Consider the following 10,999-nt stretch of genomic DNA (forward strand, 5'->3'; position numbering starts at 1 on the left):
GTTGGGAGACGCGGATGTTCCGAAAGGCGTTGGTGCTGGCCGGCGTCGGGGCTCTGGCCCTGGCCGCGACCGGCTGTTCCTCCTCGAAATCCGCCTCTTCCGGACAGGCCGACTCCGGTCCGGTCACCCTCACCTACGGCATCTGGGACGCGAAGCAGAAGCCGGCGATGCAGGCGATCGCCGACGCCTTCCACACCGCGCACCCGAACATCACCATCAACATCCAGCTGACGCCGAACGCCGACTACTGGACCAAGCTGCAGACCGCGGCCGCCTCCGGCACCGCCCCGGACGTGTTCTGGATGAATACCCCGCGCGTCGGCCTGTACGCCGGCCAGCACCAGCTGCTGTCGCTGTCGGACAAGCCCGGTTTCGACAACTCCCCGTTCCCGAAGGCCCTGAACGACAGCTACACCCTGGACGGCAAGCAGTACGGCATGCCGAAGGACTTCGACACCGTCGGGCTCTGGTTCAACAAGAAGCTCTTCGACGCCGCCGGGGTGAAGTACCCGACCGCCAGCTGGACCTGGCAGGACGTGATCAGCGCGGCGCAGAAGCTGAACGACCCGAGCAAGGGTGTGTGGGGTATCGCCTCGCCGGACTGGACGCAGGAGAACCTGTTCAACACCATGCTCCAGGCCGGCGGCCAGGCCATCACCCCGGACCACAAGAAGTCCGGGTTCGACGACCCGAAGAGCCTGGCCGGGCTGCAGTACGCGCTGGACTTCATCACCAAGTACCACGTCTCGCCGACCGCGCAGCAGATGACCGACACCCAGCCGGACCAGCTGTTCGCCTCCGGCAAGGTGGCGATGTTCGCCGACGGCGACTACGACATGCCCGAGTACAAGGCGGCGGCCGGCCTGGACGCCGACGTCGCGCCGCTGCCGGCCGGCCCGGACGGCAAGAAGGCGACGGTCATCAACGGTCTGGCGAACGTCATCTACGCCAAGACCAAGCATCCGCAGGCGGCCTGGGAGTTCGTGCAGTACCTCGGGTCCAAGGAGGCCAACGAGATCCAGGCCAAGACCGGCACCGTGATCCCGGCCTACAACGGCCTGTCCGCGACCTGGGTGGCCTCGACCCCGCAGTACCACCTGCAGTCCTTCATCGATCAGTTGGACGTCGCGGTGCCCTACCCGGTGTCGAAGAACACCGCGGCCTGGACCACGCCGATGCAGACCACCCTGGACCAGATCTGGGGCGGCCAGCTCGATCTGACCACCGGCGCCAAGCAGATCGCCGCTCAGATGAACGCCGAACTGGCCAAGGAGTAGCGGGTGTCAGCCACCGAATCCAGTCCCGTCGCCGCCGGCCGGGCGGCGCCGGGGCCCCGCCCCGGCCCGGAGCGCGGGCCGGGGAGCCCGGGGACCCGGCCGGTCGCCGGCCGCCGCCCGCGCTTCTCCAAGGCGCACATGAAGGAATGGGCCTGGGGCTACGCGATGATCGCGCCCCTGTTCGTCGGCCTCTTCCTGTTCTACCTGTGGCCGATCGTGCAGTCCGCCTACTTCAGCTTCACCTCGTGGGGCGCCTTCGGCGGCCAGCAGTGGGTCGGTTTCCAGAACTACAGCTCGTTCCTGTCCGACCCACAGCTGCCGCGCGCCGCCTGGAACACGGTCAAGTACGCGCTGATCATCCTGGCCGGCATCCCGGTCTCGATCGTCTTCGCCGCGCTGATGAACCAGGTCAGCGGCAAGTACGCGAGCCTGTACCGGGTGCTGTACTTCCTGCCGGTGGTCAGCATGCCGGCCGCGGTCGCGATGGTCTGGCGCTGGCTCTACAACGGCGACTACGGCCTGATCAACTACCTGCTGTCGCTGATCGGGATCCACGGTCCGCACTGGGTGTCCGACGACCGGTACACGATCTGGGCGATGGGCCTGGTGGGCATCTGGAGCTCGCTGGGCTACAACATGATCATCTTCGCCGCCGGGCTGAAGAACATCCCGCGCCAGTACTACGAGGCCTCCTCGCTGGACGGCGCCGGCCGGGTCCGGCAGTTCTTCTCGATCACACTGCCGCTGCTGAGCCCCAGCATCTTCTTCGTCTCGGTGCTGTCGGTGATCGGCGGTCTGCAGATGTTCGACATGGTCCTGATGATGCTCGGCAAGACCAACCCGGCGCTGGCCGGCAGCAAGACGATCGCGTACCTCTTCTATGAGGACGCCTTCGTCACCGGTAACCAGGGCCTGGCCGCGGCCATCGCGGTGGTGCTCACCCTGGTGCTGCTGGCCCTGACCGCGATCCAGTTCCGGCTGCAGAAGAGGTGGGTCCACTATGCCTAGCAGGCAGCGGCTGTGGCCGATCCACGTGATCCTGGCCGTCGGCGCGGCGGCGATGGTGGCGCCCTTCCTGTGGCAGCTCATCACCTCGTTGCAGACCACCGGGGAGACCACCAGCGTCCCGCCGCACTTCCTGCCCTCATGGCAGTGGTCGAACTACAGCCAGGTCTTCCACGACACCAAGTTCGCCCAGCAGTTCATGAACTCGGTGTCGCAGACCGTCATCAGGGTCCTGGCCCAGGTGCTGTTCTGCTCGATGGCCGCCTACGCCTTCGCGCGGCTGCGTTTCCCGGGCCGCAACGCCCTGTTCCTGCTCATGCTCGCGGTCCTGATGGTGCCCAGCCAGGTCTACCTGCTGCCGCAGTACCAGCTGGTGCAGAACATGGGCCTGCTCAATACCCTGGCCGGCGTGGTCCTGCCCGGACTGTTCAGCGCCTTCGGCACGTTCATGCTGCGGCAGTTCTTCATGTCGCTGCCGGACGAGGTCGAGGAGGCGGCGCGGCTGGACGGCGCCGGCACCTTCCGGATCTTCTGGTCCGTGATGCTGCCGTTGGCCAAGCCCGGGCTGATCTCGATGGGCGTGCTCACGGTGCTGTGGTCGTGGAACGACCTGCTGTGGCCGCTGGTCGTGGTGAACGACGACTCCAAGATGCCGCTCACCGTGGGGCTCTCCACGCTCCAGGGCGAACACCTCACCGAGTACCCGCTGCTGATGGCCGGCTCGCTGCTGGCCAGCCTGCCGATGATCCTGGTCTTCCTGGCCGCGCAGCGCCGCATCACCGAGGGCATCGCCCTCACCGGTACCAAGTAAGCCCTCGAAGCAAGCCCGGGAAAGTCTTCGGGCGAGTTCTTCCCCTCAGAAAGGCAAGTTCTGCTGTGAGCAACCTGCGCCTCGGTGTGATCGGCCTGGGCCTGCGCACCTCCCTGGCCGTCGCCGCGCACCAGCCGGACCGCGGTTTCGAGGTCGCCGTGCTGTGCGACACCGATCCGGCGGCCCTGGCCAAGGCGGTGGAGCGGGTCGGCGTGACCGACACCGAAAGCGACTACCGCAAGCTGCTGAGCCGCTCCGACGTCGACGCCGTGGTCATCATGACCCCGGACGACACCCACGAGGCGATAGCCGTCGAGTGCCTGCACGCCGGCAAGGCGGTCTACCTCGAGAAGCCGATGGCCATCACCATCGAGAGTTCGGACCGGATCCTGCGGGCCGCCTACGAGACCGGGACCCGGCTCTACGTCGGCCACAACATGCGGCACATGGGCGTGGTGCGCACGATGCGCGACGTCATAGCCCGCGGCGACATCGGCGAGCCGAAGACCGTGTGGGTCCGGCACTTCGTGTCCTACGGCGGCGACTACTACTTCAAGGACTGGCACGCCGAGCGCGACCGCACCACCGGCCTGCTGCTGCAGAAGGCGGCGCACGACCTGGACATCGTGCACTGGCTGGCCGGCGGGTACACCAAGCGGGTCAGCGCGTTCGGCGACCTGATGGTCTACGGCGACCTGCCGCGGCGCGAGGAGGGGACACCCCGGCCGCAGGGCTGGCTCAAGGAGTTCGACTGGCCGCCGACGGCCCGCCACGACCTCAACCACAAGATCGAGGTCGAGGACGTCTCGGTGATGAACATGACGCTGGACAACGGCGTCATCGCCGCCTACCAGCAGTGCCACTTCGCGCCGGACTACTTCCGGAACTACACGGTGATCGGCACCGAGGGCCGGCTGGAGAACTTCGGCGACTCGCCCGGCGACGTGGTGAAGGTCTGGAACACCGGGCCGACCGGCTACCGCGGCGACGCCGACATCGCCTACAAGGTCCCGGAGGCCTCGGGCAGCCACGGCGGCTCGGACGGCGCGATCATGGCCGAGTTCGCCCGCTTCGTCCGCGACGGCGGCGCCACCGACACCTCGCCGGTCGCGGCGCGGATGAGTGTGGCCGCCGGCTACATGGCCACGCTCTCGCTGCGCGACGGCGGCACCCCGCTGGAGATCCCGCCGCTGGATCCTGAGCTGGCCGAGTACTTCGACCGGGGGCAGGTGCGCTGAGGGCGTCCGCACCGGGTACGGGTTCGGACCCGGCCCGGCCTCCGATCGAGATCGGGGCGTCTGCCTACCGCAGCGCCCTGACCGCCTCGGCGACCGCGGCGATCCCGCGGTCGCCGAGCAAGATCGAATAATGGTTGGTGCCGGGGACGAAGCGCACGTCCACCCCGGCGTCGGCGAGCTTGGCCGCCGCCACGGCCTCGGGGGAGTAGAGCCCGACGGGCTCGTTCAGCAGCCCCCGCTCGGCGTGCAGGAAGACCGCGGGCATCGGCAGCCGGTGGATCGCCCCGACCACGTCAGGGTTCTGCAACTCGTCCGCGGCATCGTCCCGGATCGCGTCCAGGACGCAGGAGGACCGCAGCTCCGGCTCGGTGCCGATGATGTCGCGCTCCTGATACGCCTCGACCGCCGGCGAGTACACGTCCACCAGCGAGGGGTGGTTCCGCCAGGGCGCCAGGAACTCCTCCCGGCTGGCGAAGACCGTCCGCAGCTTGGCCATCGCCGGGCCGAGCACGGCGTCCAGCAGCTGGTCCAGGTCGGTGCCCTCGGGCAGCTGGAAGCCCAGGCCGCCGTCGACCAGCACCGCACCGCCGAACCGCTCCGGATGCCGCACCGCGGCTGCCGCGACCACCCAGCCGCCCATCGAGTGGCCCAGCAGCGTGGCCCGCTCCACCCCGAGGTGGTCCAGGGTGCGGACCAGGTCGTCGGCGTGCGCGGCCATCGAGTACGGGCCGCCGACCTCGCGGGAGCGCCCGCGGCCGCGCAGGTCCGGGGCGATGAAGTCGGTCTCCGGCAGTGCCTCGGCCAGCGGCGCCCAGGCCAGTCCGTTGGCGGTGATGCCGTGCGCGGCGATCACGGGCGGTGCCTGAACCGCTGCTTCGGGTGCCGGCCAACGGGTCACCGCGTACGAACCCGCACCTGTCGGGAACTGGATCTCCACGCTCTGTCGCATCCCGCCAGGCTTTCGGTTGTCGATCGGCTTGGCAATAGGGCGCGGTGCCATATCCAGCCCGTCGGGTATGGGGCCGCGTTGAATAACGGATCTGGTGGTAGCGAAGAGGTGTTACACTTGCGATGAAGCAAAACGGCGCGGGGTGGAGCAGCTCGGTAGCTCGCTGGGCTCATAACCCAGAGGTCGCAGGTTCAAATCCTGTCCCCGCTACTAAACGAGGCCCCTCAGGATCTGAGGGGCCTCGCGTTCTTTATGCGGGAGCCGAGATGGTGCGCGAACCAGAAGCCGACATGAGCGTGGTCACCGCCCTCGTCCGCTCGGCATTCCTGGTCGACGCCACCTACGAGCACGTGGCCCGCAAGCACCAGCTCACCTCCCAGCAGGGCCAGCTGCTCTGTGTCCTGATGGGCAAGCCCGAAGAGGGCTTCGGGATGGGCGAGCTGGTCCGCATCCTCGGCCTGGCCAAGTCCAGCCTCACCGGCCTGGTGGACCGCTCGCTGCGCCGCGGCCTGGTCCGGCGGGAAGCCGACAGCACGGACGGCCGCGCGGTCCGCGTGTTCCTCACCCCGGAAGGCGACAAGCTCGCCGAGGAGTTCTACAACGAGACCGTCGCCCAGGTCGCCGAGCTGCCGGCCATGCTCTCCGAGCAGGAACAGGCGCAGCTGGCCGAACTGCTCGGGCGGCTGGTATTCGGGAATCAGGTGCCTGTCGTGTTCGGGGACGATCACCCGTGCCTGAAGGCCGGCGAGGACTGTCCCGACGCCGCACAGGACTGAGCCCGGCCGGGACGACCTCGGCCGGGCCTTTTGCGCTGAGCCCTTTGCGCTGAGCCCTTCGTACTGAGTCCTTCGCGCTGAGCGTTTCGCGCTGGGCCTCAGATGTTGAACAGCTCCTGGAAGTGCCCGAGCATCATCTCCGCGCCCTTCATCTGGATCACGGTCTCCTTCGGCACCTGGAACGCCGCCCCTTCGTCGTTCGGGAACTGCCCGACCCCGCCGGCCGGCCCCAGCGGCACCAGCCCCACCTTGATGGGCAGCGGTGTGTGCGCCGCCGCCGGTTCCTCGCCCTTGGCGTGCGCGAGGATGTTCGCCGCCACCACCTCGGCGTGCCGCAGCGCCCAGCCGGCCATCTTCGTCTCCGGCACGTCGGTGATGTCGCCGAGGGCGTAGACGGTGTCGTGGCCTTCGACGGTCAGCCGTTCGGTGACCTTCACCTGGCCCCGCTCGTTGCGCGGGACCGCGCCGTCCAGGAAGTCGGTGTGGATGCGGGAGCCGTAGGCGCGGAACCAGATGTCTGCGGTCAGCTGGTCACCGGCTTGGTCGGTCACGGTGAACTCCCCGGAGATGCCCGGCGCCGGGGCCGGGTCGGCGGTCAGGCCCGCGCCGAGCCGCAGCTCGATCCCCAGCTTGTCGAGCTGCCCGCGCAGGTCCGCGACCAGTCCGGGGAGGAAGCCGGGCAGCAGCTCGGCGGCCGGGTCGACGATCGTCACCCGCTTGTCCGGCCAGGTCGTGGCGATCTCGCCGGCCAGCTCCAGACCGACCGGCCCGGCGCCGAGGATCAGGACCCGGTGGGAACCGGCGAGTTCCTGGTGCGCGGCGCGGAGCGCGTCCAGGGCGTCCTCGGTGACATCGGTGTGCATCTTCGCCGGGAACGCGTAGGACGAGCCCGAGGCCAGCACCACGTAGTCGGCGTCCACCCGGTCGCCCGAGGCGAGCGTCACGCCCCGCGCGTCCACGCCGACCGCGCGGTCGCGGACCACGGTGCCGTTCTTCATCAGCGTCCCGTAGGGGAAGAAGATGTTCTCGGCCCAGTCCGGGCGGACCAGCGCGCGCAACGCGGCGGCGCTGTGCACGAAGGCGTCCTTCGGGTCGATCAGGACCACGTCGAGGTCCGGGTCCAGGGTCTTGGCGAGCTTCGCCCCGCCGTAGCCACCGCCGACGATCGCAACCTTCTTACGCATGGGAGCCGTCCCCTCGCGGCGGGTCCGGGCCGCCGCCACAGTCGTTCGCAACACGAACGGATTCGTTCGCGTTGCGAACCGTAGCCGGTCCGCGGGTCGTTCGCAATGCGAACCAAGTGTCTGGCCAGGGGTGAATTCCGTACGCTAAGAGCAGGCCGGTAGCGGAGCGGTGGGGCTAACCCCACCGTCGGACACCTGTTGGCTCCGTGGCGATGCCCGCGTCGCGGCTGGCAGCCTTAGTCACGTCGATCGACAACCGACCAGCTCCGCTGAAAGCCATCTGAGGGGAAGATCATGACAACGGCAGCACAGGCCGCGGTCACCTACCGCACCGTCGGCACCGCCGCCCGCGCCCAGGCCGTGACCAAGCGCTACGGCCAGGGCGAGACCGCCGTCACCGCGCTGGACCAGGTCGACGTCGACATCGAGCGGGGCCGGTTCACCGCGATCATGGGGCCGTCCGGCTCCGGCAAGTCCACGCTGATGCACTGCCTGGCCGGCCTGGACTCGGTCAGCTCCGGCAAGATCTGGATCTACGGCCGGGACGGCGTGGCCAGCGAGCTGACCTCGATGAAGGACAAGCAGCTGACCAACCTGCGCCGGGACCGGATCGGGTTCATCTTCCAGGCGTTCAACCTGCTGCCCACGCTGAACGCGGTGGAGAACATCACGCTGCCGATGGACATCGCCGGCCGCAAGCCGAACAAGGCCTGGCTGGACCGGGTGATCGGCACCGTCGGGCTCGCCGACCGGCTCAAGCACCGGCCCAGTGAGCTCTCCGGCGGCCAGCAGCAGCGGGTCGCCGTGGCCCGGGCGCTGGCCGGCCAGCCGGAGATCATCTTCGGCGACGAGCCCACCGGCAACCTGGACTCCCGCAGCGGCGCCGAGGTGCTCGGCTTCCTGCGCCGCTCGGTCGACGAGCTGGGCCAGACCTTCGTCATGGTCACCCACGACCCCTCCGCGGCCGCTTACGCCGACCGCGTGCTGTTCCTGGCCGACGGCCGGATCGTGGACGACATGACCGCGCCGAGCGCCGACAAGGTCCTGGACCGGATGCGGCAGTTCGACTTGCACGGCCACAACCCCGGCCCCAGCTCCTACGGCCACGACGCGCGCGGCGGCGACGCCGCTGCCCAGCGCTGACGCGGGCGGAGGGGGAATCCATCATGTGGAAGGCATCTCGCCGCAACTTCTTCGCGCACAAGGGCCGGCTCTCACTGTCCTTGATCGCCGTCGTGCTGAGCGTGGCGTTCGTCACCGGCACCCTGATGTTCACCTCGACCATCACCACCACCTTCAACCGGCTGTTCGCCACCACCGCCTCGGACGTCGCGGTGTCGGCCAAGGCGGACAAGGACGCGCCGCCCGGAGCCCCGGAGCAGACGGTCCCGGCGTCCCTGCTGGGGACCATCAAGGCGATGCCCGGCGTGCAGGCCGTCTACGGTGACATCAGCACCGACCGGCTGGCCGTGGTCGGCCCGGACAACAAGTCGATCTCCAACTCGGCCGGCGGCCCGACCATCGGCGCCAACTGGTACCCCACGCCGCACCCGGCGGTGGACCTGACCTCCGGCCGGGCTCCGTCCGGCCCCGGCGACGTGGTGGTCGACGCCGACACCGCGGCCAAGAAGCACCTGACGCTCGGCTCGCCGCTGCGCATCGTGACCGGCAGCGACGCCGGCAGCTTCCAGGCGACGGTCAGCGGTATCGCGACCTTCCGGACCACCAACCCCGGCGAGTCGCTGTTCTACTTCGACACGAACACCGCGCAGACCAAGCTGCTGGGCCAGGCCGGCGTCTACACCGGTGTGAACCTGGACGCCAAGCCCGGGACCTCCGACGACACGCTCAAGGCCGAGGTGACCGGCAAGCTCGGTCCCGGCTACGACGTGAAGACCCGGGCCGAGCAGGAGGCCGACGGCCGCAACAGCGTGGGCTTCATCGGCTTCATGAAGTACGTGATGCTCGGCTTCGCCGGGATCTCGCTGATGGTCGGCGCGTTCCTGATCGTCAACACCTTCCAGATGCTCGTCGCGCAGCGCACCCGGGAGTTGGGCCTGCTGCGGGCGCTGGGCGCCAGCCGCCGACAGGTCAACCGCTCGGTCCGGTTCGAGGCGCTGATGCTCGGCGTCATCGGCGCCACCCTGGGCATCGCCGCCGGAGCCGGGATGGCCTACGGCCTGATCGCGGTGATGAACGGCGTCGGGATGAACCTTCAGACCTCGGACATGTCGGTGACGGTGTCCTCGGTGATCGCCGGCTACGCGGTCGGGGTGTTGGTCACCCTGCTGGCGGCCTGGGTCCCGGCCCGGCGCGCGGCCAGGATCACCCCGATGGCGGCGCTGCGCGACGCCGGGACGCCGGGGGACCGGCGGTCCTCCCGGATCCGCAACGGCATCGGCCTGGTGATCGGCGGCGGCGGCGCCGCGGCGCTGATCGGCGGCGCGGCCAGCGGTGCCACCGCGACCGGCGGGCTGCTGCTGGGCCTGGGCGTGCTGGTCACCCTGGTCGGCGCGATCCTGCTCGGTCCGCTGCTGGCCGGTGTGGTGATCCGGGTGCTCGGCGTCTGGATGCCGGCCGCCTTCGGCTCGGTCGGCACCATGGCGCAGCGCAACGCCCTGCGTAACCCGCGCCGCACCGGCGCCACCGCCGCGGCCCTGATGATCGGGCTGTCGCTGGTGTCCGGGATGGCCGTGGTCGGCTCCTCGCTGGTGACCTCGGCCAGCGCCGAGATGGACCGCAGCGTCGGCGCGGACTACATCATCACCACCAACGGCGGCCTGGTGATCACTCCCGAGGCGCTGGCCCAGGCCCAGGCCACACCGGGACTGGCGCACGTCACGGAGAACAAGTTCTTGAACGCGAACGTCTCCGGCACGTCTGGCGACGGCAAAATCGAGTTCGCGGCCGCCTCGCCGACCATGACCCAGGACTTCGACGCCGGGACCACCGCCGGTTCGATGGCCGACGTGTTCAGCAAGGAAGGCATCGCGATCCCGCAGACCGAGGCCAAGTCCCGGAACGCGGCCATCGGCTCGGTCCTGACCGTGGCCTTCCACGGCGGCACCCCGGTCAAGCTGCCGGTCCTGGCCATCATCAGCGACAAGACGGTGTTCAACCACGGTGACGGCTACGTCTCGCTGGCCACCCTGGGCAAGTCGGTGCCGGCCGCGGCGCAGCCGCAGGACACCATGCTCTTCGCCAAGGCCGACAAGGGCCAGCAGAACCAGGCCTACGCCGCGCTCAAGGACCGGCTCGCCCCCTTCCCGCAGGTGACGGTGAAGAGCCAGACCGACTACAAGAAGCTGATCCAGGACCAGGTCGGCGGCGTGCTGAACATGGTCTACGGGCTGCTCGGCCTGGCGATCGTGGTCGCCATCCTCGGCGTGGTCAACACCCTGGCCCTGTCGGTGGTGGAGCGCACCCGGGAGATCGGCCTGATCCGGGCGATCGGCATGGGCCGCCGCAAGACCCGCCGGATGATCCGGCTGGAGTCGGTGGTGATAGCGCTGTTCGGCGCGGCCCTGGGCGTCGGTCTGGGTCTGGCCTGGGGCGTGGCCGCCCAGCGGGTCCTGTCCGGGATCGGTATCAGCACCCTGGCGATCCCGGTCACCACCATCGTGGCGGTGTTCATCGGGGCCGCGGTGGTCGGCCTGCTGGCCGCCTTGGCCCCGTCCTTCCGGGCCTCGCGGATGAACGTGCTGCGGGCGATCGCGGCCGACGGCTGACGCCTCGCGCCGCTCGCAGCCGGGGGGATAC

At 69.5% G+C, this 10,999-nt stretch carries 9 protein-coding genes and 1 tRNA gene; 8 read left to right on the forward strand and 2 right to left on the reverse strand.

What is annotated here, in order from left to right; all coding sequences use genetic code 11:
- Positions 1-14 precede the first annotated feature (14 nt).
- The 4 genes from KGQ19_RS02985 (at position 15) to KGQ19_RS03000 (ending at position 4,331) form a co-directional block, all read left to right on the forward strand.
- Positions 15-1,277, forward strand: coding sequence for an ABC transporter substrate-binding protein (locus KGQ19_RS02985; protein ID WP_212007475.1), 1,263 nt, complete (start codon positions 15-17; stop codon positions 1,275-1,277).
- Positions 1,278-1,280: 3 nt separating this feature from the next.
- Positions 1,281-2,285 (forward strand): carbohydrate ABC transporter permease, encoded by a 1,005-nt coding sequence (locus tag KGQ19_RS02990; RefSeq protein ID WP_212007476.1) that lies wholly within the window; start codon positions 1,281-1,283, stop codon positions 2,283-2,285.
- The gene (locus KGQ19_RS02995; RefSeq protein WP_212007477.1) at positions 2,278-3,093 is read left to right on the forward strand and encodes a carbohydrate ABC transporter permease; all 816 of its coding nucleotides are present in this window, start codon (positions 2,278-2,280) and stop codon (positions 3,091-3,093) included. The genes KGQ19_RS02990 and KGQ19_RS02995 overlap by 8 nt, the downstream gene beginning before the upstream one ends.
- 65 nt (positions 3,094-3,158) lie before the next feature.
- The gene (locus KGQ19_RS03000) at positions 3,159-4,331 is read left to right on the forward strand and encodes a Gfo/Idh/MocA family protein (protein ID WP_212007478.1); all 1,173 of its coding nucleotides are present in this window, start codon (positions 3,159-3,161) and stop codon (positions 4,329-4,331) included.
- A 64-nt stretch (positions 4,332-4,395) separates the two neighbouring features.
- Here the strand turns inward: KGQ19_RS03000 and KGQ19_RS03005 are convergent, their stop codons facing one another.
- Entirely contained in the window at positions 4,396-5,280 is an 885-nt protein-coding gene (locus KGQ19_RS03005; protein ID WP_212007479.1) for an alpha/beta fold hydrolase, read from the reverse strand.
- Positions 5,281-5,416: 136 nt separating this feature from the next.
- On the opposite strand from KGQ19_RS03005, the gene KGQ19_RS03010 reads away from it, so the two are divergent.
- Together KGQ19_RS03010 and KGQ19_RS03015 are read left to right on the forward strand one after the other, a co-directional pair.
- A tRNA-Met gene (locus KGQ19_RS03010) sits at positions 5,417-5,490 on the forward strand.
- Positions 5,491-5,546: 56 nt separating this feature from the next.
- Positions 5,547-6,056 (forward strand): MarR family winged helix-turn-helix transcriptional regulator, encoded by a 510-nt coding sequence (locus KGQ19_RS03015; protein WP_212007480.1) that lies wholly within the window; start codon positions 5,547-5,549, stop codon positions 6,054-6,056.
- A 98-nt stretch (positions 6,057-6,154) separates the two neighbouring features.
- On the opposite strand, the gene KGQ19_RS03020 is transcribed toward KGQ19_RS03015, so the two are convergent.
- A complete protein-coding gene (locus KGQ19_RS03020) occupies positions 6,155-7,240 on the reverse strand; it encodes an NAD(P)/FAD-dependent oxidoreductase (RefSeq protein ID WP_212007481.1) in 1,086 nt (361 codons plus the stop codon).
- A gap of 294 nt (positions 7,241-7,534) precedes the next feature.
- On the opposite strand from KGQ19_RS03020, the gene KGQ19_RS03025 reads away from it, so the two are divergent.
- Positions 7,535-8,383, forward strand: a complete 849-nt coding sequence (locus KGQ19_RS03025) for an ABC transporter ATP-binding protein (protein WP_230418112.1) — start codon at positions 7,535-7,537, stop codon at positions 8,381-8,383.
- A 23-nt stretch (positions 8,384-8,406) separates the two neighbouring features.
- A complete protein-coding gene (locus KGQ19_RS03030) occupies positions 8,407-10,968 on the forward strand; it encodes an ABC transporter permease (protein ID WP_212007482.1) in 2,562 nt (853 codons plus the stop codon).
- Positions 10,969-10,999 lie beyond the last annotated feature (31 nt).

This window comes from Catenulispora pinistramenti, assembly GCF_018274385.1.
GTDB lineage: Bacteria > Actinomycetota > Actinomycetes > Streptomycetales > Catenulisporaceae > Catenulispora > Catenulispora pinistramenti.

Excerpts from the sequence above, each read along its gene's own strand:
- KGQ19_RS03025 (WP_230418112.1), top strand. The coding sequence starts at position 7,535 with ATGACAACGGCAGCACAGGCCGCGGTCACCTACCGCACCGTCGGCACC.
- KGQ19_RS03030 (WP_212007482.1), top strand. The coding sequence starts at position 8,407 with ATGTGGAAGGCATCTCGCCGCAACTTCTTCGCGCACAAGGGCCGGCTC.
- KGQ19_RS03015 (WP_212007480.1), top strand. The coding sequence starts at position 5,547 with ATGGTGCGCGAACCAGAAGCCGACATGAGCGTGGTCACCGCCCTCGTC.
- KGQ19_RS02995 (WP_212007477.1), top strand. The coding sequence starts at position 2,278 with ATGCCTAGCAGGCAGCGGCTGTGGCCGATCCACGTGATCCTGGCCGTC.
- KGQ19_RS03020 (WP_212007481.1), bottom strand. The coding sequence starts at position 7,240 with ATGCGTAAGAAGGTTGCGATCGTCGGCGGTGGCTACGGCGGGGCGAAG.
- KGQ19_RS02985 (WP_212007475.1), top strand. The coding sequence starts at position 15 with ATGTTCCGAAAGGCGTTGGTGCTGGCCGGCGTCGGGGCTCTGGCCCTG.
- KGQ19_RS03005 (WP_212007479.1), bottom strand. The coding sequence starts at position 5,280 with ATGCGACAGAGCGTGGAGATCCAGTTCCCGACAGGTGCGGGTTCGTAC.